22 protein-coding genes are annotated in these 24,527 nt (G+C 65.6%); 9 read left to right on the plus strand and 13 right to left on the minus strand.

Annotated elements, in window-relative coordinates:
- Positions 1-179: 179 nt before the first annotated feature.
- The gene (locus tag TEP_RS17105) at positions 180-554 is read right to left on the minus strand and encodes a classical arabinogalactan protein 4 (RefSeq protein WP_132826062.1); all 375 of its coding nucleotides are present in this window, start codon (positions 552-554) and stop codon (positions 180-182) included.
- A 138-nt stretch (positions 555-692) separates the two neighbouring features.
- Here TEP_RS17105 and msrB point away from each other — a divergent pair, with 138 nt between their 5' ends.
- The 5 genes from msrB (at position 693) to TEP_RS17130 (ending at position 4,165) form a co-directional block, all read left to right on the plus strand.
- Positions 693-1,160 (plus strand): peptide-methionine (R)-S-oxide reductase MsrB, encoded by a 468-nt coding sequence (gene msrB, locus TEP_RS17110; RefSeq protein ID WP_025878406.1) that lies wholly within the window; start codon positions 693-695, stop codon positions 1,158-1,160.
- Between the two features lie 101 nt (positions 1,161-1,261).
- Positions 1,262-2,116 carry a flagellar motor stator protein MotA gene (gene motA, locus TEP_RS17115; RefSeq protein ID WP_132826063.1) on the plus strand — a complete coding sequence of 285 codons (855 nt, stop codon included), beginning with the start codon at positions 1,262-1,264 and terminating at the stop codon, positions 2,114-2,116.
- Between the two features lie 3 nt (positions 2,117-2,119).
- The gene (gene motB / locus TEP_RS17120) at positions 2,120-3,094 is read left to right on the plus strand and encodes a flagellar motor protein MotB (protein WP_132826064.1); all 975 of its coding nucleotides are present in this window, start codon (positions 2,120-2,122) and stop codon (positions 3,092-3,094) included.
- A gap of 272 nt (positions 3,095-3,366) precedes the next feature.
- Positions 3,367-3,876 carry a hypothetical protein gene (locus TEP_RS17125; protein WP_132826065.1) on the plus strand — a complete coding sequence of 170 codons (510 nt, stop codon included), beginning with the start codon at positions 3,367-3,369 and terminating at the stop codon, positions 3,874-3,876.
- 13 nt (positions 3,877-3,889) lie between these two features.
- A complete protein-coding gene (locus TEP_RS17130) occupies positions 3,890-4,165 on the plus strand; it encodes a DUF4031 domain-containing protein (protein ID WP_059065859.1) in 276 nt (91 codons plus the stop codon).
- Positions 4,166-4,257: 92 nt separating this feature from the next.
- Here the strand turns inward: TEP_RS17130 and TEP_RS17135 are convergent, their stop codons facing one another.
- The gene (locus tag TEP_RS17135; RefSeq protein WP_132826066.1) at positions 4,258-4,800 is read right to left on the minus strand and encodes a hypothetical protein; all 543 of its coding nucleotides are present in this window, start codon (positions 4,798-4,800) and stop codon (positions 4,258-4,260) included.
- A 90-nt stretch (positions 4,801-4,890) separates the two neighbouring features.
- On the opposite strand from TEP_RS17135, the gene TEP_RS17140 reads away from it, so the two are divergent.
- On the plus strand, positions 4,891-5,142 hold the full coding sequence (locus TEP_RS17140; RefSeq protein WP_049466119.1) for a DUF3297 family protein: 252 nt from the start codon (positions 4,891-4,893) through the stop codon (positions 5,140-5,142).
- 222 nt (positions 5,143-5,364) lie between these two features.
- Here TEP_RS17140 and TEP_RS17145 read toward each other — a convergent pair whose 3' ends face one another.
- The 5 genes from TEP_RS17145 to TEP_RS17165 all read right to left on the minus strand — a co-directional run bounded on the left by TEP_RS17145 (position 5,365) and on the right by TEP_RS17165 (position 11,255).
- Entirely contained in the window at positions 5,365-5,784 is a 420-nt protein-coding gene (locus TEP_RS17145; RefSeq protein ID WP_132826067.1) for a hypothetical protein, read from the minus strand.
- A 260-nt stretch (positions 5,785-6,044) separates the two neighbouring features.
- Positions 6,045-6,527: a hypothetical protein gene (locus TEP_RS17150; RefSeq protein ID WP_132826068.1), complete on the minus strand. Its 483-nt coding sequence runs from the start codon at positions 6,525-6,527 to the stop codon at positions 6,045-6,047.
- 436 nt (positions 6,528-6,963) lie between these two features.
- Complete coding sequence (locus TEP_RS19805; RefSeq protein WP_165933936.1) at positions 6,964-7,611, minus strand: Fic family protein; 648 nt, start codon at positions 7,609-7,611, stop codon at positions 6,964-6,966.
- A 952-nt stretch (positions 7,612-8,563) separates the two neighbouring features.
- On the minus strand, positions 8,564-10,207 hold the full coding sequence (locus TEP_RS17160; protein WP_025878400.1) for a Na+/H+ antiporter: 1,644 nt from the start codon (positions 10,205-10,207) through the stop codon (positions 8,564-8,566).
- Between the two features lie 238 nt (positions 10,208-10,445).
- A complete protein-coding gene (locus tag TEP_RS17165; RefSeq protein ID WP_132826070.1) occupies positions 10,446-11,255 on the minus strand; it encodes a class III extradiol ring-cleavage dioxygenase in 810 nt (269 codons plus the stop codon).
- A gap of 142 nt (positions 11,256-11,397) precedes the next feature.
- Between TEP_RS17165 and TEP_RS17170 the strand changes: the two genes are divergently transcribed.
- Positions 11,398-12,279: a LysR family transcriptional regulator gene (locus tag TEP_RS17170; RefSeq protein ID WP_132826071.1), complete on the plus strand. Its 882-nt coding sequence runs from the start codon at positions 11,398-11,400 to the stop codon at positions 12,277-12,279.
- 278 nt (positions 12,280-12,557) lie between these two features.
- On the opposite strand, the gene TEP_RS17175 is transcribed toward TEP_RS17170, so the two are convergent.
- On the minus strand, positions 12,558-15,620 hold the full coding sequence (locus tag TEP_RS17175; RefSeq protein WP_132826072.1) for an EAL domain-containing protein: 3,063 nt from the start codon (positions 15,618-15,620) through the stop codon (positions 12,558-12,560).
- Between the two features lie 174 nt (positions 15,621-15,794).
- On the opposite strand from TEP_RS17175, the gene TEP_RS17180 reads away from it, so the two are divergent.
- A complete protein-coding gene (locus tag TEP_RS17180; protein ID WP_132826073.1) occupies positions 15,795-17,906 on the plus strand; it encodes a M13 family metallopeptidase in 2,112 nt (703 codons plus the stop codon).
- 134 nt (positions 17,907-18,040) lie between these two features.
- On the opposite strand, the gene TEP_RS17185 is transcribed toward TEP_RS17180, so the two are convergent.
- On the minus strand, positions 18,041-18,970 hold the full coding sequence (locus tag TEP_RS17185; RefSeq protein WP_132826074.1) for an oxygenase MpaB family protein: 930 nt from the start codon (positions 18,968-18,970) through the stop codon (positions 18,041-18,043).
- Positions 18,971-19,279: 309 nt separating this feature from the next.
- Here TEP_RS17185 and TEP_RS17190 point away from each other — a divergent pair, with 309 nt between their 5' ends.
- Positions 19,280-19,894 carry a hypothetical protein gene (locus tag TEP_RS17190; protein WP_132826075.1) on the plus strand — a complete coding sequence of 205 codons (615 nt, stop codon included), beginning with the start codon at positions 19,280-19,282 and terminating at the stop codon, positions 19,892-19,894.
- 39 nt (positions 19,895-19,933) lie between these two features.
- On the opposite strand, the gene TEP_RS17195 is transcribed toward TEP_RS17190, so the two are convergent.
- From TEP_RS17195 to TEP_RS17210, 4 genes are all read right to left on the minus strand, one after another.
- Positions 19,934-20,278, minus strand: coding sequence for a hypothetical protein (locus TEP_RS17195; RefSeq protein ID WP_132826076.1), 345 nt, complete (start codon positions 20,276-20,278; stop codon positions 19,934-19,936).
- Between the two features lie 32 nt (positions 20,279-20,310).
- Positions 20,311-21,081, minus strand: a complete 771-nt coding sequence (locus TEP_RS17200) for a LytTR family DNA-binding domain-containing protein (protein WP_032977066.1) — start codon at positions 21,079-21,081, stop codon at positions 20,311-20,313.
- Complete coding sequence (locus tag TEP_RS17205) at positions 21,071-22,330, minus strand: histidine kinase (protein ID WP_132826077.1); 1,260 nt, start codon at positions 22,328-22,330, stop codon at positions 21,071-21,073. The genes TEP_RS17200 and TEP_RS17205 overlap by 11 nt, the downstream gene beginning before the upstream one ends.
- Positions 22,331-22,491: 161 nt before the next feature.
- Positions 22,492-24,141 (minus strand): M28 family metallopeptidase, encoded by a 1,650-nt coding sequence (locus TEP_RS17210; protein ID WP_132826078.1) that lies wholly within the window; start codon positions 24,139-24,141, stop codon positions 22,492-22,494.
- Between the last annotated feature and the right edge of the window lie 386 nt (positions 24,142-24,527).

The following is a 24,527-nucleotide window of genomic DNA, read 5'->3' on the forward strand; positions in this document are numbered from 1 at the left end:
AAGTACGTCCCTGTAAGCTCGGTCGCCGCATCCATGCGGCTCACGCCCCTGCACAGCCCACCCGCCCGGCCTCTGACAGGTTCATGCGGGCGCCAGCCACGGAAAAAGAAAAAAAAAAAAGAGCAACAGCGGGTCGCTGCGCTCTCTTTGGGTTAGGCGATCGGTTGCGGGCGCTGGGGTCAGCGCTTGATCTGCTGGCCGTCGCCGGTCGGTACGCTGTCGTAGTAGCGGCCGGTGCGCGAATCGAACACGCGGTTGGGGCCGACCGGTTTGACGCCGGGAACGATGCGGCCGTTGCGGTCGTAGACCTTGTCCGGCAGCGCCGGTGCGGGCGTGGGGGTCACCTGGGCCGGGCCGGTCGATCGGATCGGCTGTGCCGGCTGCGGCGAGGGCAGCACCTGCGGCTGCGGGCGCGACGCCTGCGGTGGCGGGGCGACAGGCGGCGGTGCCACCGTCGCGCTGCTGCGGGTGGCGGTCGGATTGCCGGTGGGAACCTGCGCCTGCGCAAGCAGAGGCAACAGGGCCGACAGCAACAGGACTAGGCGGGGTTTCATCGCGCGCTCCAGGGTGGGCCACCCCTACCCTGCGCCTGCCCCTGTGTGCCGGCCATGAACGGCCATCACACTTGCAAGCGTGTGCCGACACCCCCACCTCTGCTGGCATCCCAGGCCACAACCCCACGGAGAGCCGGCATGAGCGCTTTCGATCTGACGCCCCCCACCGCCACGCAGACCGACGCCCTGGTCGCCGGGCTCAGTGCCGAGGAGCGCCGCGTGCTGCTGCAGCACGGCACCGAGGCGCCGTTCTGCGGGGTATTCCTCGACAACAAGCGCGAGGGCGTCTACTGCTGCCGGCTGTGCGCCCTGCCCTTGTTCCGCTCCAGCACCAAGTTCGATTCGGGCACCGGCTGGCCCAGTTTCTTCGCCCCGTTCGACCCGTCGCACGTGCGCGAGATCCGCGACACCAGCCATGGCATGGTCCGCACCGAGATCACCTGCGCCCGCTGTGGCAGCCATCTGGGCCACGTGTTCCCGGACGGCCCGCCGCCCACCTACGAACGCCACTGCCTGAACTCGGTCTCACTTTCGTTCACCGGCAACGGCGAGCCGTGGCCCGATCCGCTGCAGCGCGGCGGCGCGGAGGCCGGCGTGGCGGGCTGACACGCGCCGCAAGGCCCCGCTGACCGACTTCACAGAATTCGCTCTTCAGAAACACCGATGCCAGGCCGACAAGGAGATATCCCCTCTCCTTGCGTCGCGCCATGCTCATCATCGTTGGATTCCTGGTCGTCATCATCAGCGTGCTGGGCGGCTACCTCGGCGCACACGGTCGCCTTGGGGCGCTGTGGCAGCCCTACGAACTGGTCATCATCGGCGGTGCCGCGGTGGGTGCTTTCCTGGTCGGCACCCCGGCCAAGACGGTCAAGCAGACGCTGCAGGCCATGGTCGGCGTGTTCAAGGGCCCGCGCTACAAGCAGCAGGACTACATCGATGTCCTCAGCCTGGTCTACGAACTGCTCAACAAGGCCCGCCGTGAAGGCTTCATGGCGCTGGAAGACCACGTCGAGCGCCCGGCCGAAAGCGCGCTGTTCGGCAACTACCCGAAGGTGCAGGCCGACCACCACCTGATCGACTTCATCACCGACTGCCTGCGCCTGATGATCGGCAGCAACATCGAGCCGCATGAGCTGGAGCCACTGCTGGAGCTGGAGCTGGAAAAGCACCACGCCGAAGCGATGGCGCCGTCGCAGGTGCTGACCAAGGTCGCCGACGGCCTGCCCGGTTTCGGCATCGTGGCGGCAGTGCTGGGCATCGTCATCACCATGGGCTCGATCGGCGGCGACATCGTCGAAGTGGGTGGCCACGTGGCCGGCGCGCTGGTCGGCACCTTCCTCGGCATCCTGCTGGGCTATGGCTTCGTCGGCCCGATGGCCTCGGCGATGGAAGCCCGTGCCGAGCAGGACAGCCGCATCTACGAGTCGGTGAAGACCGCCCTGCTGGCCTGCCTGCGCGGCTACAACCCGAAGATCGCGCTGGAGTTCGCCCGCAAGACGCTGCCGTCGAACGTGCGCCCGGCGTTCTCCGACTTCGAGCAGCACCTGAAGACGGTCAAGTAAGCCATGGCCGAGACCAAGCCCACCGTCATCGTCCGCCGGGTCAAGAAGGCCGGCCACGCCGCCCACCATGGCGGTTCGTGGAAGGTCGCCTATGCCGACTTCGTGACGGCGATGATGGCCTTCTTCCTGGTGCTGTGGCTGATGGCCAGCACCAGCAAGCCCGAGCGCGCAGCCATTTCCGAGTACTTCCGCAACCCCAGCCCGCTGGTCGGCTCCAGCGCGACGCCGGCGCCGGGCATGGCCGGGCCGGGCGGCGCCAGCACCTCGATGATCAAGCTCGGCGGCGCCACCGATGTTTCGCGTGGCAACAGCAACGATCCCTTCCAGAACCAGCAGAAGTCGATACCGCAGCCGGTGGACGAGCAGCAGCGCGACAAGCAGCAGCTGGAAGCGCTGATGAAGGAACTCCAGGAAGCGATCAGCCGCAGCCAGGCGCTGGAACCGTTCAAGGACCAGCTGCTGCTGGACCTGACCCCGGAAGGCCTGCGCATCCAGATCGTGGACAAGCAGAACCGGCCGATGTTCGACCTCGGCAGCGCCACCCTGAAGCCGTACACCCAGCAGATCCTGCACGAACTGGCCGAGTACCTGAACCACGTGCCGAACCGGATCAGCCTGACCGGCCACACCGACATCACCGCCTATTCGGCCGCACGCGGTTACGGCAACTGGGAACTGAGCGCCGACCGCGCCAATGCCGCGCGCCGCGCGCTGATCGATGGCGGCCTGGAGGACAGCAAGATCACCCGCGTGGTCGGCCTGTCTTCGTCGGTGCTGTTTGACAAGGCCGATCCGCAGAACCCGATCAACCGCCGCATCAGCATCGTGGTGATGACCAAGGCCGCCGAGGAAGCTGCGCTGGCCGGCGCCGGGCCGCAGGTAGGCCTGTCGGCAACCACCGTGGACCCGGACGTGCAGGCCGCGCAGGGTGAGGCCGGGGTCGGATCCCCTTCCGCAGGAAAGGGCGCTGCCCCCTGACCCGTCTTCGCCGGGCATGGCCGGGCGCTACCGCATCCGGACACACCGAGGTNGTGCCGGGCNNNGCCCGGCGAGCGCCCATCCGGACACACCGAGGCAGCGCCGGGCCATGCCCGGCGAGCGCGCATCCGGACACACCAAGGTAGCGCCGGGCCATGCCCGGCGAGCATGCATCCGGACGCACCGAGGTAGCGCCGGGCCATGCCCGGCGAGCGCGCCGCGCGGCACCCAGTACAATGGCGGTCTTTCCGACTCCAGGTGATCACACCCCCATGTCCAAGTTGTCCAAGGCCAAGCGCGACAAGCGCAAGAAGCAGCAGACCAAGCGTCCGTTCCTCCGTCTGAACGCCCAGCAGCAGGTGCAGAACCATGCCGTGCTGGTCAACGAGGACGGCCAGGCCGTGGCCGCCATCGGCCTGCAGGGCCGCGAGTGGCTGCTGGCCATCGGCGGCCAGACCATGGGCAACGCCGACAACCCGGTGCCGATGCTGGCCATGCTCAAGCACCTGTCCAACGTGCAGGAAGCCGAAGGCCGCAAGGTCACCCTGGAATATTCCGAGCTGATGCAGAAGCTGCTCGACACCCTGGCCGAAGAAGCGGGCCAGACCGCCGAGGAATACCTGGACAAGCTGGTGGCCGAGTTCGCCAGCGAGCAGGCTGAAGACGCAGCCGCTGAAGGCGACGCGTCCGATGAAGCGGCTGCAGACACTGCCGGCGCCGAAGGCGCTGCCGACGCCGAGGCCACTCCGGCCGCCGACGCCGACGGCAAGCCGCAGGCCTGATCCGGCCGCGGCGGTGTCGGTCTACGTCGATGACGCGGTGCATCCCTGGCGCGGTCAGCGCTGGGCGCACCTGATGGCCGATACCCTGGCCGAGCTGCACGCGATGGCGGCGCAGCTCGGCATTCCTCCACGGGCCTTCCAGAACAAGGCCAGCGGGGCGCATTACGATGTCACCGCCGAGCTGCGTGCGCAGGCACTCGCGCTGGGGGCGGTCGCCATTTCCCGGCACGTGGATCGCGCGCAGGTGAAGGCGGTGATCGCCAACGCCAGGGCGCAGTACCGGCCCTAGGCGGGTACAGGCAGCGCCGGGCCGGGCCGCGCCCGGCGAGCGCGCAGCGCGGCGGGAAGCCGCCGGGCATGGCCTGGCGCTACCGGTGAATCTCAGAACGGGTCGCTGCCCAGGCGCACTTCCACGTTCAGCAGCGAGCACAGCGCCAGCAGGGCGTCGTCATCGCGGGTCAGCGCCATCCAGCCACTGAAGCCGTCGTTGCCAGCATCCACGCTCCACAGCGTGTAGTTGTGCTCGCGCAGGCGGTCGAAGGCGGTGCTCATCAGCTGCACGCCATCCAGGTCCGCGGCGAAATCCTCGTCGTCCAGGTCGCCACCCCAGTCCAGCTGCAGGTTGAAGCGCGCCGCCAGCTCGTTCACCGCCGACTGCAGCGAATCGAAGTCGTCTCGCTCGACCTCGAAGCCCGACTGCCAGGCAATGGCCGTGAACAGCGCCGGCAGCCAGTCGCTGTCGGCTTCCAGCGGCTGGCCGTCCTCGGCCAGATGCTCGCGCCAGCGGTTGAACTGCTGCAGGGCCAGCTCTTCGTCGCCGGGGTTGATCAGCACGAGCAGGTTCCAGACCCGCGCCTCGAAGTCGTCCTCGTCGAAATCGTGGGCGTCTTCCTCGAAGTCGAAATAGTCGCTGTTGTCAGGCATGGCGGAACGTCCTCGGGAGCAGGGGGGCATTCTACGGTTTATCCTGTACCGCTGAAGCCGGCCGTGGTGGCCGTCACTGTGAATGAAGCGATGAGCGATACCCCTCCCGACCACCTGGCGATCAACCCGGCCAGCCCCTTCCACGATGCGCAGGCCCTGGAGCGCGGCGTCGGCGTGCGCTTCAACGATGTCGAGCGCGACAACGTCGAGGAATACTCGGTCAGCGAAGGCTGGATCCGCGTGCAGGCCGGCAAGGCCCGTGACCGTCGCGGCAACCCGATGACCATCAAGGTCAAGGGCAAGGTCGAGGCGTATTTCCTGGAACAGAAGCCGGAAGCCTGAGCACCTTCTACTTCATGCCTGACCTGCGGAAAATCGGAGGGGCCGATCGAATGACCGGCCCCTTTGCGTGTCTGCAACCAGATTCGATCTAGCTAGCGTCGCGAAAACAACGCCCCCCTGAATCCGCGCCAAGCCAGACCTCCCCAACGCCAGTCCAAAACGCCACTGCTCTTTTGGGCGCTGATAACCCAAACCCCATGGGGGAATGCTTTCGGACCGACTTCAACGTGGCCGAGGATCGGGCACCTGATCTTCGGCAAAACCACGATAAAGCTGGAGAGCTCTCGTATCCGCAGCAGCTATTTCCGCAGAACTCAGTCTCATCTTCGCTATCTCATCAGCTGCTTTGCGGTCTCCAAGGATGTAAGCGAGACGTAGATAAGCGGCGCCTTCAACCAGATTTCGCTGCTGCCCTTCTCGAAACGTCTCAGAGATTGCATAGAAGGCAAACATGTTTCCACTGAGCGTCTGCTCCCGCAGAATCACTTGTCCATCCATGAAATTCCTCTCCAGAGCAATTCTCTTACCAAGCACCACAGCAGCTGCTGAGTTCCCAGCAACGGCCTGCTGCTGCAGTTGAGTGATGCTCATGGCAGCCAAACGCTGAAGTTCCTGCTGACTGGGGTAGCGATGCTTGACCATCCAAAGTGCTTCGGCCTCAGAGGACGCCTCCAAAGGCCCGAGATCAGCGCATTCTCCGGAACACACGAGATCGGACAGATCCGTAGCGGGACGCGAGTGAACACTGCTAGAAGACCGCCTGGAATCAGAGCCTTCAACGTTGCTCGCCTCAGACGCTGAACTCTGGCCCTCACGTACTGTACTGCTCGCTTGTTCGGTACCAGAGCATCCAGCAAGTACCAAGGATAGCGTCAGAAGAACCATCACTGCGTTGCATGTATTCATGGGATACCACACATGTTCTCATTTGCCTGAATCCACCATCGGGCGCAACTGGCGTCTTCAGTAACCGCACGCCATTTTTCTCCGATGGAATTTTTTGAATCGACCAGCTCGATTATCCCATATGGCACATATGACTCTAATGGAATTCCGGTGCCTTTGACGTAATCTATGAACCACTGTGCAAAATTTTTATGATCATTCGCTTCGGCATCGAAAGCTTTGAGCATTTCAAAGCAATACTGCTCTGGCTTTGTGGGAATTATACCCACCCTATATACACTGGATTCGCCGACCTGGTGCTCACAGGCGATTCCAAGATGCCACCTGAATCTCGTGTTCGCCTCAACCAAACTCATTCCATTGGCAAAATTCTGGGTCTGTTCATTCAGAGCAGCCTGAAGAAACATCTTCGCACTCTGCCCGCCTTCAACGGTTACTCCCTGCCAAGAGCCAACCCCTTTCACGAAGGAATAAGCCATGCGCATGGAAGAGCGCGAGATTGCTCCCGCCCCTGGAATTCTATCATCGGCATACAGCCCGCCAGATGGGATAGGGATTGGATTCGGGCATGCAGCCGGGCGAGTGGCAATAAGTAGCGCGCAATTTTTCTCCTGCCCCCCCGAACCACCACCAGCGTCTCCGCCGTCGTCGTCAGGATTGCTTGGTGGCGGGATCAGTCCTGGCGGAGGATAGTAAATCGGCGGAGGCTCAAGGGGAGGCACTTGAATTGGCGGCGGCACGTGAACCGGCGGCAAGTCACTGGTGCCAGTGGTATCGAAAGGAGATGCTCCTCCGGCCGGTCCAAACACGGGATAGGAAAACCTGTCCAGCACCTGAGCGCCCCCAGATAACAGGGACATTATAGTCAATGACTTTACAATACTTGCGGATATAAATTCCATTTCAGAACCCCATCTATTTAACAGCATCCATCATTGAAGAAATATCTTTCTCTATTTCGCTAATCCAACGACTCCCACCCATGGACATGCACGCCTCCCAGCGTCGACTCAGCTTTTCAGCCAAACCATTCCCGATGGATCCATCCACTCTGCGCAGTGCCTCGACCGAATGACTCCCATACAGGCAAACTGCTTTAATAATTCGGTCGCACACACCGAAAGACCTGATCCGTCCGAACAGGCCTTCTACTCGCACCGCCAGGCTTAGCCACTCCGTGAATTCACGCTCACATACCTGCATGGCGCCGCATTCTTTTGCATGTCGCCACTGTTCAAAAATTCGACTCTTGCCAAATCTAAGGCGCCAGAATAAGTAGAGTGGAAAGCCATCCCTCCCCACGGACTGCAAACCAATCAGCATCGACCGGATCACCCGCCCATTCCCGTCCTGCAGTGGGTGAATCATGAACAACTGATATGCAATCGCTTCAAACAACTCACGGCAACCAGCGTTTTGTTCAATGAACGCCTGCAGGTCCGCGAGCTGGTCCGGAATCAGCGATGATTCAGCAAAAACTACCGGTGAATGCAATGGCCCATTTCTGCCCAACCACGTATGGCTCGATCTGGCCTTAGGCAAAATCCCAACAGCCTCGGCCACCTCGTAAACGCTCCTGGCAATGTCGCTGCAACCGCGAGAAGACCAAGGCAAAATATCTCTGACCCAGTACTTAGGAGCCGATTTCGATTCAAGTTTGAATTCTCCCGCGGTAACGTTGATTCGAACCGCCACCAACTGAAGCGTTGATAGACAAACTGGCCCATGCCCTGCACATGTTGAGCTTGACTTACTCAGCTCATACCCACGTAGAGGACCAGGGATTTTCAACACGAATATTGTGAGCCCCCCACACATCGTCGCTTGAGCATTCCAGCCGCGATGGCGGAGGACAGAAGTACAGAGTCCCCCTATTAGCGCTCGAACCCATATCTCCTCATCCAGTGTTTTCGTTGAGAAGAACGCTATCACCGGCAATATTCGAGGAGACTCATCTCTTCGTTATTTGAAACAAACCTCATTCGGCAACAAACTTTTCCGTTCATTTAGAGTTACAGACCGGATAGCGGCCTAGATACAAACCTGCTCCTGTAGCGCAACTCGCTGACGCGACCGGTCTGAACTTCACGGAAATTGTTTCGCACCCTTTTACATCTGCGACCGCTCGGCTTGCCCAGACCACTGAATGCCAGACGCAGTATGTCGCCGGCATTTCACGACGCCACTTGTCCAACTGCGCCACAAACCGAAGGCGCGGCGAAACACGCATCACGCCACAGATGATGGATATTGGGCTCTCGAGCCGCCAATGCTGAACAAAATTGGGGCACAGAACTCCATCTTTGCGCCTGAAGGGCGTAACCGGCAAAGGCCGCGGCTGCTACGCAGCCCTTGAGTGCCCGGAACGACTGCCTACAGGCCCAGGGCGAGTCGATGAGAGGGGCAGAGGGTAAAAGTGCAGACCTGCCTTGGCGCTAGAGAGAGAGCCTATGTCGAATCCATGCCCCCGAGGAACAGCGTCCGAGCCTGGGCTCGGCTCTACACAACAGACCGGTCACTCGCGCTTGCGCGATTCCAGCAGGTCGAGGTTGCGGATCAGCCGACGTGCGATCTCGTCCGACACCACGCCGCGGCGGGTCAGCCGGAACAGTTCCTCGCGTTCGGCATTGAGGCCGGCGCTGCGCAGCTGGCGGTAGCCCATCTCCATCCGGTTCACCTTCTCCGGGTCCACGTCCGGGTTGTCGCGGTCCAGATGCCGCTGATACAGCAGGCTCACCCGCGATGCGGCGTCGTTGTACAGCTGCACGTTCTCGGTGTTCTGGTTCAGCACCAGCTGCTGGCGCATGCGCTCCACGCCCGCCAACGCGGCCTTCGAGGACAGCTTGCGGGCGAGATCCTCTTCCTTGCGCTCACCCGAATCGGCCGGCAGCTGCAGGCCCTTCAACAGCTGCGGCAGCGCCACGCTGGCGCCGACCAGCGAGCACAGGATCACCGCAGCAGCCAGGAAGATCACCAGGTCGCGTGCCGGGAACGGGCTGCCATCGGGCAGGAACAAGGGCAGCGTCAACACGCCGGCCAAGGTGATCGCACCACGCACACCCGCCACCGAGGTGGCCACCACGATGCGCCAGTTCGGTGCCTCGCCACGCTCCAGGCCGCGGCGACGCGCACGCAGCAGGTTCCAGCGCAGCGACAGCCATACCCACAGCAGGCGCAGCGCGATCAACGTCGCGTTGATCACCAGCACGTACACCAGCAGCCACCACGCGCTCTGGTGGCCGCTCTCGTTCATGGTGGTGGTGGCGCGTTCGACGATGCCCGGCAGCTGCTCGCCCAGCAGCACGAACATGATGCCGTTGAAGCTGAACTGCAGCATGTTCCAGACGCCGGCACGCTGCACGCGCATGCTGCCGGAGACACGGCCGGTCATTTCCACGTAGCTCATCGAAATACCCGCTGCGACCGCAGCGAGGATGCCCGAAGCATTGATCTCTTCGGCCAGCAGGTACGCCGCGAACGGGATCAGCAGGTTGACCAGCATCGCCGCGCCCGGCTCTTCGCCGAAACGGCGCCACAGCCAGCGCTGGAACGTGGACACGCCCAGGGTGACCGCCACGCCGACGGCCAGGCCGGCCACCGCCACCCACACGAAGGTCAGCGAGGCGGTCGCCAACGAGAAGGTACCGGTCATCACCGCCGCCACCGCGAAGCGGAAGCAGACCAGGCCGGAGGCATCGTTGAGCAATGACTCACCTTCCAGGATGTGCATCAGGCGCTTGGGAATCGGTGCCTTGGCGGCGATCGCACCGACCGCCACCGGGTCGGTCGGCGACACGATCGCGGCCAGTGCGAAACACACCGCCAGTGGCATCACCGGAATCATCCAGTGGATCAGCAGGCCCGCGCCGATCACGGTGAACACCACCAGCCCGAACGCCAGTTCGAGGATCGCGCCCTTGTCGCGGAACAGGCCCTGCTTGGGAATGCGCCAGCCATCGAGGAACAGCAGTGGCGGCAGGAACAGCAGGAAGAACACTTCCGGTTCCAGTGCATGGCCGCGGTTGAATACCCCGGCGATCACCGCGCCGAGGCCGATCTGCACCAGCGGCAGCGGCAACGAGAATGGCAGGACGCGAACCAGGTAACCGCTGGCGACAACGGCCACCAGCATCGCCAGGACGACTTCGATGGTGTGCATGCTTCTTCCACAGGAGCGGCGCGTGGGGCCGGAAAAAACCGGAGTGCGCCGGGGGACGGAAAAAACTTAACACAGCAGGCCGCCACTGCGGCCAGCGATCTGAATACGCGTCAGGACCGCGACAGCAAGCGCCGCCCGGTCCAGGCCGGCGTGCTGGTCACGTCGTCATGCAGCACTGCCAACCGGCCCCGCACGGGTCCTTGTGCAGGGCGTTCCAGCCCTGGCAGCAGCGATGGCGTCATGCCGCGTCCTGAGCGCGGTCGTCACCATCGAAGCGGTAGAGGTCCATCGCCAGGAAGCCGGCATCAACACCCGCATCGATGCGCTTGGCACCGAAGCCACCCTCCCCCGCCGCACCCATCGCAAAGTACAGCGGCAGCAGATGCTCATCGGTGGGATGCGCACGCTCGGCGAACGGTGCCTGTCGGCGGTAGTCGAACAGGGCATCGCGGTCATTGGCGGCCAGCCGCTGCTCCACCCAGTCGATGAAGGGGCGCACGTAGGGCGCTTGCTTGCCGTCCTGGTAATGGCCCCAGTCGTGCAGGTTGTGGGTGATGCTGCCCGAACCGATCAGCAGCACGCCCTGTTCGCGCAGCGGCGCCAGCGCACGGCCCAGCGCGAACTGATGCTGCGGGCCCAGCATCGGCTGGATCGACACCGGCACCACCGGGATGTCGGCCTGCGGGTGCAGCAGGCGCAGCGGCACCCACGCGCCGTGGTCGAGGCCACGTTGCGGATCGAGTGCCACCGGCAGGCCGGCGGCGGCGATGCGGCCCGCCACCTCTTCAGCCAACGCCGGATCACCGGGCGCCGGGTACTGCAGCGCGAACAGTTCGCGCGGGAAACCGCCGAAATCATGGATCGTCGGCGGCTGCGGATGCGCACCGACCAGCGGCTGCCGGGCCAGCCAATGCGCCGAGGCGATGACGATCGCACGCGGGGTAGGCAGGTCGCGGGCCAGCTCGGCCAACCGCACGCCGACCTGGCCCGGATGCAGGGCGGTCATCGGCGAGCCGTGGGAGATGTACAGCGAAGGCAGGCGGGACATGATCTTCTCCAAAGACAGGAATCCACAGTGAGTCAGCGCAGCGGGGCCGGCGCAGCTCGCAGGGGACAGGCCACAGCTTATTGCGCCCTCCATCGCCGATAAATACGATGAATCGACCGTATTTATTTCAGAAGGCGCAACAATGGACACCCTGGATGCCATGCGTGTGTTCGTCGCGGTGGTCGAGCGCAACGGCTTCAGCGCCGCCGCACAGGCGCTGGACATGTCCACGGCCGGTGTCACCCGCCAGGTCGCCGCACTGGAAAAGCGCCTGTCCACCCGCCTGCTCCACCGCACCACCCGCCGGGTCAGCCCGACCAGCGCCGGTGCCGCCTACTACGCGCAGTGCGTGCGCCTGCTGGCCGAGTTCGATGCACTTGAGGCCAGCATTGGCGCACAGGCGCTGGAGCCGTCCGGCACGCTGCGCATCAACGCACCGGTCAGCTGGGGCATCGCCCGCCTCGGCCCGTTGCTGGCCGGCTACCGCGAGCGCTTCCCACAGGTCGAACTGGACCTGGCGCTGTCCGACCGCCTGGTGGACATGGTCGAAGAAGGCTACGACGTGGCCATCCGCATCACCCGCGAACCGGGCCCGAGCCTGATCGCGCGGCGCCTGGGCCAATCGCGGATCAGCCTGTGTGCCGCACCGGCCTACCTGGCCGCACGCGGAACACCGCAGGCCCCCGAGGATCTGCAGACCCACGCCTGCCTCGGCTACAGCTACTGGGCCGCCGGCGACCACTGGCCCCTGCAGGGACCGGGTGGCGAAGTGAAGGTTGCAGTGACCACCCTGCTGCGCGCCAACAATGGCGACGTTCTGCGCGAAGCGGCGATTGCCGGCATGGGCGTGATCCTGCAGCCGGACTTCCTGCTGCACGAGGCGCTGGCCGATGGCCGCCTGGTGCGCATCCTGCCCGGATGGGAAGCCGAGCCGATCGGCATCTTCGCCGTCTACACCAGCCGCAGCCATCTCGCCCCCAAGGTGCGCAGCTTCATCGACTACCTGGTGGAAACCGGGGTGTAAGGGCGCGTCCGCCGGGCATGGCCCGGCGCTACCAGAGGCGCGCCCATGACACGGTAACGCCGGCCATGCCCGGCGAGCGCGAAGCGCGCCCATGACACGGTAGCGCAGGGCCATGCCCGGCGAGCGCGAAGCGCGCCCATGACACGGTAGCGCAGGGCCATGCCCGGCGAGCGCGAAGCGCGCCCATGACACGGTATCGCCGGGCCATGCCCGGCGAGCGCGAAGCGCGCCCATGACACGGTATCGCCGGGCCATGCCCGGCGAGCACGAAGCGCGGCCTAGGCCACAACCTCATCCAGCTGCGCGATGATCTTTTCCAGCGGTGCCGGCCGCCCCAGCAGGTAGCCCTGCACCTGGTCGCAGCCATGCGCGGCCAGCCAGTCCAGCTGCCCCGGCGTTTCCACGCCCTCGGCGATGATCGTCAGCCCCATGCTGTGGCCCAGCGACAGCAGTGCCCGGCAGATCGACGCGTTGCGCGGATTGGTCTCCACGTCGGCGACGAAACTGCGATCGATCTTCAGGACGTCCAGCGGCAGGTGCTGCAGATAGGACATGCTCGAGTAGCCGGTACCGAAATCGTCCAGCGACACGCGGATGCCCTGCTCGTGCAGGCGCTGCATGGTCTGCATCGCCTGTGCCGGCTTGCGCATCAGGCTGCTCTCGGTCAGTTCCACGTGCAGAGCACCACGGGCCAGGCCGAAGTCCTGCTGCGCGCGGGCGAACTCGGCCACCAGATCGCTGTTGAAGAACTGCACCGCCGACACGTTGACTGCGATCGACAGTTCGCCCCAGCCGGCTTCGACCAGCCGCCGCTGCGCCTGTGCCGCTGCGCGGATCACCCAGCGTCCCAACGCCAGGATCAGGCCGGTGTCCTCGCACAACTGGATGAACTCGCTGGGCGGGATGAAGCTGCCATCGGCCTGCGGCCAGCGCAGCAGCGCCTCCAGCGACGCCGGGCTGCCATCGCTGGCGTGCCGGATCGGCTGGAAGTACAGCTGGAATTCGTTGTCGATGGCCGCGTGGATGCGCCCGGCCAGGCGCAGGCGGTCGGCCAGGCGGATGGTCACCGCCGCGTCGAACCAGGCCACCACGTTGCCTTCGGCGCGGGCCGCGTGCGCCGCCTGCGCGGCCATGCCGATCGCCTGTTCGGCACTGTGGCCTGCATCGGCGTCATGTACGGCCACACCAATGCGGGGTTCGAACTGGTGCAGCGAATCCTGGCCGCGCATCGGTGCCGAGACGATCTGCAGCAGATCGTCCAGCACGCGCTGGGTGTTGTGTTCCGGCGCGATCGCCAGCACGAAGTCCTCCGCCGGCTGGAACGCCAGCAGGCCGAAGCGCGCGCCCAGCCCGCCCAAGCGCGAGGCCATCGACTGCAGGACCGCATCACCGATCTCGCGGCCCAGCGTATCGGCCACCAGCTGCAGCCCGCGCAGCTGCACATAGGCGATGGTGTAGGCGCCGGCCTGCTCGTCCAGCTGTTCGCTCAGTGCGCGCACGTTGAGCAGGCCGGTGGCCGGGTTGTGGCGTGCGTGATAGGCCAGGTCGCGTTCGTAGGCCAGCCGCTCGCTGACATCCTCGGCCAGCACCAGGCACGCGGGCCGGCCATCGAAATCCAGCTGCGACAGGTGCACGCGCACTTCGAACACCGTGCCATCCTTGCGCTGGTGCAGCCGCACCGCAGCGTCCTGCAGTTCACCACTGCGCACCTGCGCGATCGCGCCCTTGACCTCGTCCCAGCCCTCGCGCGGACGGATGTCGAGGATGCTCATCGCCAGGAATTCCTCGCGGCTGTAGCCGTATTGCTGCACCGCCGCCTCGTTGACCTCGATGAAGCGCAAGGTGTCCGGATCGAACACCCAGAACGGCGCGGGGTTGCGATCGAACAACAGGCGGAAGCGGCGTTCCACCTGGCGCATCTGCTCGCGTGCCTGGTAGCGCTCGCTGAGGTCGGTCAGTGCGCCGATCATGCGCCGCTGCCGGTCGGCCACCGCCACCCGCTGCCCGCGCGCGGCAACCCAGCGCACGGCACCACCGGGCAGCACCAGGCGGAATTCTTCGTCGAGTACTGCGCTGCCGGCGAAGGCCTGGTCGAAGGCCCGCTGCATGCGTGCGCTGTCATCGTGGTGGACGCGGGCGAAGAATTCGGCCACCGGCAGCGCGTCGGTCTGCACGCCGAAGATCTCGCGCGCCAACGGCGACCAGCGCAGCAGCGCGGCGTCTTCGTCGACGTACCAGGTGCATACGCGGCCCACCTGATGGGCCAGGCGCAGCTCGGCATGGCCGGTGCGCAGTTCTTCGGCCATCGACTGCTGCCGGTGGGTGCTGCGGCGCACGGCATACAGCAGCACCAGCAGCAGCGCCACGTAGGCCAGCATGATGGCGATCGCCGCCTGCAGATACGGCCACCACGGCGCCAGCACGTCTTCGTCGGCCAGGCCGACCTGCACCGCCAACGGGCTGTGCTCGAGGGTGCTGATGGTGGAGATGCGCGGTATCTGGTCGACCGCGCCGGGAATGCTGCCCAGCTCGACCACTGCCTGCCGGCCCAGCAGCGTGCGTGCCGGCAGCAGGTAGCGACGCCCGACGGTGCCATGCGGGTCGGGCACACGGGCCAGCATGTAGCCGTCGGCGTCGCTGATCGAGGCCAGGCCACTCGGTCCCACATCCAGGCCACCCACGATCCGCTGCAGTTCGCCGCAGCGCAGCCGCGCCAGCAGCCAGCGATCACCGGCCATGGGCAGCGCCAGCGGCACCACCCAGCCACCGTCGCTGGCACGCTGCGGCGGCCCGATGTACAGCGTACTACCCTGCCCGCGCCGTTGCGGATCGGTCCACAGCGGCAATTGCAGGTCGCCCTTGCCAGCGGTCAGGGCGCGGCCGTAGGTATCCAGCACGACGATGCTGTGCAGCTCGGCATGTCGGCGCAGCACGCCGTCAATGGCGGCGTTCAACAGCGCGGGCGCCTGCGCAGGTACGGTGCGGAACAGTTCAGCCGCATCAGCGGCGATGCCGCCCATCGCCCGTTCCAGGTTGCGCAGCTCCAGTGCCAGCAGGCGCTCGCTGCCTATCGCCAGCGCCCGGCTCTGCCGCTGCGCGGCTTCCAGCCGGCGCTGGTAATCGTTGGCCAGCATCGCGGCCAGGCCCGCCGCCAGCAACACGCCCAGCACCACGCCGCCCCAGGTAATGGCACGCAACGGCCGGGCCAGCGCGTGTCTCAGCGCCGGCATCGGTCGGTCTTCCCTGTGCAGTCGGCTGGCTTCATGCGCGAACGATTCCTCCACATCCCCGACCTCAACGGCCGGCGGACGCCATTCTTGACGCCTCGACCCGTCCTGCATGCGCCCTCCCCCAGGTGCTGCAGACATCCAGCCCGCAGCATGCACCACGCCGGTGACCGCGTGAAGATCGTTGCTGCGTGTTCAGCCAGATCACGCACAGTGCTGGCCTTGCCAAGCACGTCCAGCCGGCCCGCAGCGGATTAGACTTGGAGTTTTCCGCCGCAAGAGAAGTCCATGTCCAAGCTGCGCCGCCCCACCCTGGCACTGGCCATCGTTGCCAGCCTGTCCCTGGCCGCCTGCGACCGCCCGGCCAACCCGGCCACCGGCACCGCCGCACCGGCCGAGGCGACACCCGCTGCCGCCAAGCCGATGCTGGGCAGCTTTGGTTTCGATGCCAGTGGCATGGACCGCAGCATCGCCGCCGGTGACGACTTCTTCGGTTTCGCCAACGGCAGCTGGGTGAAGAACACCGAGATTCCGGCCGACCGCTCGCGCTTCGGCAGCTTCAACGTGATTGCCGAGAAGACCCAGGCCGACACCCGCGCGATCCTGGAAGGCGCTGCCGGCAACGCCCAGGCCAGCGGCGAAGACAAGCTGATCGGCGACTACTACGCCGCCTACATGGACGAGGCCGGCATCGAGCAGCGCGGCCTGGCACCGGTGCAGCCGCAGTTGAAGAACATCGATGCGATCACCGACAAGGCCGGCCTGGCCCGCGCCCTCGGCGGCGACGTGCGCGCCGACGTCGACCTGCTCAATGCCACCAACTTCTACACCGACCGCCTGTTCGGCCTGTGGGTGTCGGTGGACCTGCTGCAGCCGGACCGTACCGCGCCGTACCTGGTGCAGGGCGGCCTGGGCATGCCGGACCGCGATTTCTACCTGGGCGGTGGCCGCATGGCCGAGCTGCGCAAGCAGTACCAGGCCTACATCGCGCAGGTGCTGCAGCTGGCCGGCGTGGCCGACCCGGCCGGCAAGGCGCAGCGCATCCTCGCCTTGGAAACGAAGATCGCCCAGGCGCATGCCACGCAGGAAGAAACCAATGACGTGACCAAGGGCGCCAACCCCTGGACCCAGGCCGACTTCAACGCCAAGGCCCCGGGCATGGACTGGGCCGCGTTCCTGGACGCTGCCAAGCTTGGCCAGCAGCAGGACTTCATCGTGTGGCAGCCCAAGGCCGTGGCCGGCCTGTCCAAGCTGGTGGCCACCGAGCCGCTGGATGCCTGGAAGGACTACATGACCTTCCACGCGCTGGACCGCGCCGCTGCCTACCTGCCGAAGAAGTTCGCCGATGCGCGTTTCGCCTTCCACGGCACCGCGCTGAGCGGTACGCCGCAGCAGAGCGACCGCTGGAAGCGTGCCGTGGATGACGCCAACCATGCCGTCGGCGAGGCCATCGGCAAGCGCTACGTCGAAAAGCACTTCGATGCGAAGACCAAGGAACGTGCCGACGAGATGGCCAAGAACATCATCGCCGCCTTCGCCAAGCGCATCGATGCACTGGCCTGGATGTCACCGCAGACCAAGGCCAGCGCCAAGGCCAAGGTGGCCGGCCTGACCGTGGGCATGGGCTATCCGGACAAGTGGCGCGACTACACCGGCCTGGATATCCGTCGTGATGATCCGCTGGGCAATGCGCAGCGCGCCGAGGTGTTCGAGTACCAGCGCAACATCGCCAAGCTGGGCAAGCCGGTCGACCACAGCGAGTGGGCGATGCTGCCGCAGACCATCAACGCGATGAACGTGCCGCTGGAGAACCGCCTGGTGTTCCCGGCGGCGATCCTGCAGCCGCCGTTCTTCGACGGTGCCGCCGACGACGCAGTGAATTACGGTGCGATCGGCGCGGTGATCGGCCACGAAATCAGCCATGGCTTCGACAACGCCGGTGCGTTGTTCGACGACACCGGCAAGCTGCACAACTGGTGGACGGCCGAAGACCTCAAGCAGTTCAACGCAGCCGGCGATGCACTGGCCGCGCAGTTCAGCAGCTACGAGCCGTTCCCGGGTGTACATGTGAACGGCAAGCTGACGCTGGGCGAGAACATCGCCGATGTCGCCGGCCTGGGTACCGCCTACGACGCCTACCAGCTGTCGCTGCAGGGCAAGCCGGGCCAGACCCTGGAAGGTTTCACCCCGGACCAGCGCTTCTTCCTCGGCTTCGCCCAGGCCTGGCGCAGCAAGAGCCGCGAGCAGGCGCTGCGCAATTCGCTGTTGACCGACGTGCATGCACCGGGCCAGTTCCGCGCGTTGACGGTGCGCAACATCGACGCCTGGTACCCGGCGTTTGAAGTGAAGGAAGGCCAGAAGCTGTACCTGGCCCCGGACAAGCGGGTCAAGGTGTGGTGATGTAACGCAGACGGGCGCCGAAAGGCGCCCGTTTTATTTCCATGGGTAGACGCCAACCTTGGTTGGCGTTCTTCCGCCATCCACGCACCGCATGGATGGGAACCGCGGCAAAGCGCACCGACCAAGGTCGGCGTTTACCGGGGCAATGCCGGCCACTCGCGCAACGATTCCACCGGCACACCCACGCGGGCGCAGGCGCGGCTCGCCAGGCCGTCGGGCAGCGCGCGGCGGAACAGCGGCGCCATGCCCTGCATCAGCTTCGCCGAAGCTGCGGCCTGCGCACGCTGGCGCGTGCTGCGCTCGAGCATGCCCTCGGCCCAGTCCGGCAGCAGCGCGGCACCGGCACCGAGGAAGATCTCGCGCGACAGGCCGGGCACCGGCACCGGCAGGCGCACGGCGGACAGCACCTGCAACACTTCGCGTGAGCGTTCGTCCACCACCAGCTCCGGCTGCCGTGCACAGAAATACGCATCCACTTCCGCTGCACTGCGTGGTACGTCCACCGCGCCCAGCGCTTCGGCCACGCAGCGGTACTCGTCGTAATAGCGGTCGGCGATCGCGGCAGGCACCTCGCGCCCGTAGCGGCGATAGCCCTGCAGGAAGCCGTAGGCCTCGGTCACGTGCACCCACGTCAGCAGGTGCGGATCATCGGCGGCATACGGCTCACCCTGCGCGGTATGGCCGCGGACCTGCGCGTGAATGCGCCGCACCTTGGCCACCAGCACTTCCACCTCGCGCGCCGGCGCGTAGCTGGTGCCGGCCACGAAGGCAGTGGTACGGCGCAGGCGACCGACCAGGTCCTGGCGGAAATTGGAATGATCGTAGACACCGGCCAGCGCGCGCGGATGCAGCGTCTGCAGCATCAGCGCACACAGACCGCCGGCCAGCATCGAGGGCAGCTCTGCGTGCATCCGCCAGGTCACGCTGCCCGGCCCGAACCAGCCGGGATCGCCCGGTGGATGGTCGTAGTCGATGCCGCTCTGGCCGCGCGGAAACGCATCCAGAACCCAGCGCCGGATCGGCGCGGTGACGGGGCGGGAAAGACGGTGCAGCAACGGCGGCATCACAGGTCCAGATCAGCGGGGGGAGGGGCCACGTCCTGCGCGGTTCCCCCCGATTCTGGTCGATCACGACCGGCACAGCGAGCCCCACTGCTCAGCGATGGTTTCATGTGCGCGCGCAGCACATTTCACCCTGCGACATCTTGTCGCAGGCCGCGCGGGCAATGTTGCATCGCACCAATATTCACCTGTTCAGGCAGAACCCTTGTGCCGCGTGGCCTTGAGGCCATTGCACCGCTCGCTGGAAGTGCTAGAACTGAACCCGCCACACCGTCCACTGCAGATCGCCGCACGTTCCACAAGGAGCCAGCCATGATTGCTTTGTTCAAGGGTTTGGGATTACTGCTTCGCGACAACGAGCTCTACAGCAGCCCGTTTGAAAAACAGGTCGCGCACTGGCGCAACCTCAGCGAACAGCAGATCCGCGATGAAGTGGCGGTGCTGGCCCAGGCCAAGTGCCAGTGGCTGATTGCTTCGATCGTCGGATGGCAGGCAGCTTCACTGCTGATCCTCGGCCTGATCACCAATTACCTGTGGCGCGACGATTACCACATCACCTTCACCCGCGTGGTCGTGGTGTTCGGCTCGTGGATCTCGATCCTGTTCGTGATCTGGTTCATGGCCAACATGTTCGACCGCACAGCGGGCTTCGAACGCTGGATGAAGGCCTTCAACAGCCGCGCGCGCATCACCTCCAAGGCCGACAGCGTCGAGCACGTGGCCGAAGCGCTGGACCTGGCTGAACACTATCCGGAAGTGCTGGACTACAAGCAGGCGGTCACCGCCAAGCGCGAGCTGCGCCATGAGGACATCCGCATCATGACCGAGATCGGGCGCATGAAGCAGCACTCCGAACTGGTGGGTCGCCTGAATCATGTCGGTGAAACCGAACACCATCACGACATGACGCTGCAGCCGGCTTACTGAGCCGAACGCAATCCGGGGGGAGCCACAATGCCACCGTGCTCAGTCACGGTGGCATTGTTCTTTCTGCACGTCGCTGACGCACTGGCGGAAGTCCTTCGGCAGGCCGCTGACCTGCTCGGTCTTGCCTGCGGCCACCGCGAACCGGCGCAGCGGCGGCGTCGCGCAGGCGGTGTCGGTGCTGCAGCCCGGTGCCAGCACCAGGTAATGGCATTGGCCACTGCTGCTGGCGATGCATTCGAAACGCGCCACGCCATCGACCACCGTACTCTTGCTGTACAGCGTGTCCACGCCATTGGCATTGGTGCGGGTGATCGACGTGTTGCTGGACTTTTCGCAGCCGGCGATGGCCAGCATGGCGATACCTACAAGCAGGATACGGCGCATGTTCGTTCCTCGGTGGATGGCAGTGGCTGCGGCTACATGCCGCGGAACAGGCTCATGAACGGCTGGCTGACCACCAGGGTTTCGGCACGCTGGCGCAGGCGCAGCACGCCACGGCCGGTATCGTCGCGGCTGACCGCTGCCACCGCCTTCATGTTGACGATGGTGGAGCGATGGACCTGGCGGAAGTGCAGCGGATCGAGCACTTCCAGCAGTTCGCGCAGCGGTGTGCGCAGCAGGCTTTCGCCGGCGGCGGTGACCACCGTGGTGTACTTGTTGTCAGCACGGAAATAGATCACATCGTCGAGCATGATCAGCTGCGTATCGCGGCCGTTGCTGGCGGTGATCCAGGCCAGGGGCGGCCGGTCGTTGGCGACCGGGCCTGCACCCAGGCGCTGCAGCAGGCGCTCCAGCACCGCATCGTCCTGGCGCGCGGATGGCAGCCGCGAAAGTATGCGATCACGCGTGGCCAGCAGCCGTTCGTCACTGACCGGCTTGAGCAGGTAATCCATTGCGCCCTGCTCGAAAGCATCGATGGCGTACTGGTCGTAGGCGGTGACGAACACCACCTGCGTGCGCGGGCTCAGTTCGGCCAATGACCGTGCCACTTCGATGCCGCTGATGCCGGGCATGCGGATGTCGAGGAAGGCGATGTCCGGCTGCTTCTCGGCCAGCTGTTCCAGCGCACTGGCACCGTCCTCGCATTCGGCCACCAGCTTCAGCTCCGGCCACAGCCGCCCGAGCTGCTCGACCAGCGAGTGCCGCAGCAGCTCCTCGTCTTCGGCAATCAGCGCTTCAAGCGGCATGGCTGGGCTCCTTCGCCGACTGCGGCAGGGTCATGGTAGCGGCTACACCACTGGGGAAATTGGCTACGATCGCCACTCCGGCCTGCTCGCCGCAGGTCAGCCGCAGGCGCTCGCGCAGGTTCTTCAGGCCGATGCCGGTGCCGCTGGTGCCCTGTCCGAAACCGAGCCCATCGTCGGCGACCGTCACGGTGACATGGTCATCGAACCCCCGCGCGAGGATCCAGATCGTGCCGCCGCCGGGCTTGGGCTCCAGGCCGTGCTTGATCGCATTCTCGACCAGGGTCTGCAGCGCCATCGCCGGCAGCTTCACTTCGTGCAGCTCGGTGGGCACCTGCACTTCCACCGCCAGCCGTGCGCCCATGCGGATGCGCAAGATTTCCAGATAGGCGCGGGTACGTTCCAGCTCCACGCCCAGCGTGGAAACCGATTCATCCACCTGCGGCAGCGAACTGCGCAGGTACTGGATCAGGTGGCCGAGCATCTGCTCGGCGCGCGCCGGGTCGGTGCGGGTCAGCACCTGTGCATTGGCCAGCGAGTTGTACAGGAAGTGCGGCTCGACCTGCGCGTGCAGCAGGTTCAAGCGCGCGACCGACAGTTCCTTTTCCACCTGGGTCTGTTCGGCAGCGGCCTGCTCGTCGCGGCGCTGGTCGGCCACGCGGCGGCTGATCGCACGGGTCACCGCTTCGGCGTTTTCATAGTTGCTGCCTTCATCCAGTGCCAGCAGATCGGCCCACCAGCCGGCGTCCGGTTCGAACAGCAGGGTGACGGTGCTGGTGCCCTGCCCCGGCGTGACCGTGGCCAGCACGCTGTTGCGTTTGATCGCCAGCCGCGCCGGCAGGTTCCAGCGCGACGGTTGCCGGCCGTTCCACAGGTCGACGCGGCGCACATAGGCACGCACCTGCAGACTGCCGGCGGAACTCTCCACCTCTTCCACCCGCGGCAGTTCGCCTACGGCGGCCTCGACCACGGCGAAGGCCTGGCCGGCATCCATCGGCAGTTCGATCTGCCGGCGCTGGCGGCCGGACAAGGTGGCGCCATCGAGGCGACCGGCCACCAGCCAGACCCGGCGCACGTGGGTGATCGCGCTGCCCAGCGCGGAAATCATCAGGAACATCACCAGCAGCCCGAACACCCAGCCCGGGCCGTCGTTCATGCCGCTGAAGATGCCACTCCAGACCATGCCGGCAACGAACAGCGCCGCAGCCCAGGCCAGCAGATGGCGGATGATGAGGGAGAAGCTGGCGATCACGGCGGCGCCTTGATGGAAGGGGTGAGCCGAGCATAGAGCGGCCCTTCGGGCAAACAAGCGATGTGCGACGAAGGGCCGGAAAGCGGCGATGGAAGCCCTTACGGAAACGCCGGGCATGGCCCGGCGCTACCAGGTGTGGCGGGGCGGCGCCCCGCCTTCCCTTACTTGCGCTGGTCGGCGCTGGCGTCACGCACGGCGCGGAACGCCTCGTCCTTGCTCCAGTTCGGCCAGGCACGCGAATTGGCCAGCTGGTTGCCCAGGGTGTACAGCACTTCCAGGTCGCGCGCAGCGCCTGCAAACACCCAGTCCGGCTGCCACTCGTCGCCCTGCTGGTGGTAACGCTTGGCGGTGTAGTCCTCGGACGCTTTCTTGCCCGCCGCGATGCCACCGTCCACCCAGTCCTGCCCTGCCGACCAGGACAGCGCGGGCACGCCACGCTTGGCGAACGGGAAGTGGTCGGAGCGGAAGAACAGGCCGGCTTCCGGCTTCGGGTCCGGCGTGTAGCGGATGTCCCAGCCCTTGGCCACGTCCTTCAGCTGGTCCAGCAGCTCGAAGCGCGCCGCGCCGTAGATGCCGAAATCGCGCGACGGGCCGAACGGCGCCATGCCGTCCATGTTGATCATCGCCACGGTCTTTTCCAGCGGGTACAGCGGGTGCGTTGCGTAGTACTCCGAACCCAGCAGGCCCTTCTCCTCGGCGGTTACCGCCAGGAACACGACCGAACGCTGCGGACGCGGTGCCTTGGCGAAGCCACGTGCCAGTTCGATCAACGAGGCGGTGCCGCTGGCGTTGTCCAGTGCGCCGTTGAAGATGCGGTCGCCGCGTGCGTCAGGCTCGCCCACGCCGATGTGGTCCCAATGGGCGCTGTAGATGACGGTCTCGTCCGGATGCGTGCTGCCTTCCAGGCGCGCGGCCACGTTGTGCGAGGTGATCACTTCGGTCTTCACCGCGTACTTCGCATCCAGGCTGGCGCCGGTCAGCGGCACCGGGGTGAAGTCGCGCTGCTGCGCCTTCTTCTTCAGCGCCTCGAAATCCTGCCCGGCCGAGCGGAACAGTTCCACCGCCAGATCGCGCTGGATCCAGCCTTCCAGCAGCGGATGGCTGTCAGCCGGATTGTCGCGCACCACGTCGAACATGGTGTTGGTGTTGGAGCCGGCCACCGTGGCCCAGCCATACGACGCCGGGGCGGTCTCATGCACGATCAGCACGCCGAGTGCGCCCTGGCGTGCGCCTTCTTCGTACTTGTACGGCCAACGGCCATACCAGGTCATGCCCTTGCCATCGAAGTCGCCCTTGCCGGTCTCGAAGTCCGGGTCGTTGATCAGCACGACGGCGATCTTGCCCTTCAGGTCCACGCCCTTGAAGTCATCCCAGTTGCGCTCCGGCGCCTTTACGCCATAGCCGAGGAACACCAGCGGTGCCTTGCTGATATCCACGTTGGTGGCGCCGTTCATGGCTGCACGCACGGCGATCTGCTTGCCCTGCTCCAGCGCGATGGTCTTGCCGCCCTGCTGCAGCGACAGCTGCGGGGTGCCGACGATGTCGCCCTTGCGCAGCGGCACGGCCTGGGTCCACAGGCGCTTGCCGTCCTTCAGGTCGCCGCCGGGCTGCAGGCCGGCGTCGGCGAACTGCTTGCTGAGGAAGGCGATGGTCTTCTGTTCGCCGGCGGTGGCCGGGGAGCGGCCTTCGTAGGCGTCGGAGGCCAGTTCCTTGACGTCGGCGGAGATCCGCGCGCCATCGAATTTCGGGGTGGCCGCCATCAGTGCGCTCGACACCGACAGGGCCAGCATGCCCAGTACTGCTCGTTTCATTGCTCTCTCCAGCAGGGAAATCGTTCTGGAGTGTAATGGGATTCGGCAGGGCTGCGCCCTGCACCCGGCAGCCGCGGTAGTGCCGGCCGCTGGCCGGCAACCTCAACAGCAACAGCCCAAGCAACAGCAGAAGCAGAAGCAGAAGCAGGTTTCCTGAGGGTAGGCGGGGCACGTCAGCGTGCGGGGGGCGCTGCAAGTACGTCCATGTAAGCTCGGTCGCCGCATCCATGCGGCTCACGCCCCCGCACGCTGCCCCACCCCGCCTTCGACAGTTTCCCGTGGCTGTTGGTAACGCTGCTGGTGGTATCGCTGCGGTGGTATCGCTGCTGTTGGTAGATGTCGACCTTGGTCGACACAGTAGATCCACGCCATGCGTGGATGAGCAG

This window comes from Stenotrophomonas sp. TEPEL (assembly GCF_004348785.1).
Lineage (GTDB): Bacteria > Pseudomonadota > Gammaproteobacteria > Xanthomonadales > Xanthomonadaceae > Stenotrophomonas > Stenotrophomonas indicatrix.

Coding starts and splice junctions, on each gene's coding strand:
- TEP_RS17170 (WP_132826071.1), top strand. CDS start 11,398: ATGGACACCCTGGATGCCATGCGTGTGTTCGTCGCGGTGGTCGAGCGC.
- TEP_RS17195 (WP_132826076.1), bottom strand. CDS start 20,278: ATGCGCCGTATCCTGCTTGTAGGTATCGCCATGCTGGCCATCGCCGGC.
- TEP_RS17175 (WP_132826072.1), bottom strand. CDS start 15,620: ATGCAGGACGGGTCGAGGCGTCAAGAATGGCGTCCGCCGGCCGTTGAG.
- TEP_RS17180 (WP_132826073.1), top strand. CDS start 15,795: ATGTCCAAGCTGCGCCGCCCCACCCTGGCACTGGCCATCGTTGCCAGC.
- msrB (WP_025878406.1), top strand. CDS start 693: ATGAGCGCTTTCGATCTGACGCCCCCCACCGCCACGCAGACCGACGCC.
- TEP_RS17105 (WP_132826062.1), bottom strand. CDS start 554: ATGAAACCCCGCCTAGTCCTGTTGCTGTCGGCCCTGTTGCCTCTGCTT.
- motB (WP_132826064.1), top strand. CDS start 2,120: ATGGCCGAGACCAAGCCCACCGTCATCGTCCGCCGGGTCAAGAAGGCC.
- TEP_RS17140 (WP_049466119.1), top strand. CDS start 4,891: ATGAGCGATACCCCTCCCGACCACCTGGCGATCAACCCGGCCAGCCCC.
- TEP_RS17185 (WP_132826074.1), bottom strand. CDS start 18,970: ATGCCGCCGTTGCTGCACCGTCTTTCCCGCCCCGTCACCGCGCCGATC.
- TEP_RS17160 (WP_025878400.1), bottom strand. CDS start 10,207: ATGCACACCATCGAAGTCGTCCTGGCGATGCTGGTGGCCGTTGTCGCC.
- TEP_RS17150 (WP_132826068.1), bottom strand. CDS start 6,527: ATGGCTTATTCCTTCGTGAAAGGGGTTGGCTCTTGGCAGGGAGTAACC.
- TEP_RS17190 (WP_132826075.1), top strand. CDS start 19,280: ATGATTGCTTTGTTCAAGGGTTTGGGATTACTGCTTCGCGACAACGAG.
- TEP_RS17125 (WP_132826065.1), top strand. CDS start 3,367: ATGTCCAAGTTGTCCAAGGCCAAGCGCGACAAGCGCAAGAAGCAGCAG.
- TEP_RS17210 (WP_132826078.1), bottom strand. CDS start 24,141: ATGAAACGAGCAGTACTGGGCATGCTGGCCCTGTCGGTGTCGAGCGCA.
- TEP_RS17200 (WP_032977066.1), bottom strand. CDS start 21,081: ATGCCGCTTGAAGCGCTGATTGCCGAAGACGAGGAGCTGCTGCGGCAC.
- TEP_RS17135 (WP_132826066.1), bottom strand. CDS start 4,800: ATGCCTGACAACAGCGACTATTTCGACTTCGAGGAAGACGCCCACGAT.
- motA (WP_132826063.1), top strand. CDS start 1,262: ATGCTCATCATCGTTGGATTCCTGGTCGTCATCATCAGCGTGCTGGGC.
- TEP_RS17145 (WP_132826067.1), bottom strand. CDS start 5,784: ATGGTCAAGCATCGCTACCCCAGTCAGCAGGAACTTCAGCGTTTGGCT.
- TEP_RS17165 (WP_132826070.1), bottom strand. CDS start 11,255: ATGTCCCGCCTGCCTTCGCTGTACATCTCCCACGGCTCGCCGATGACC.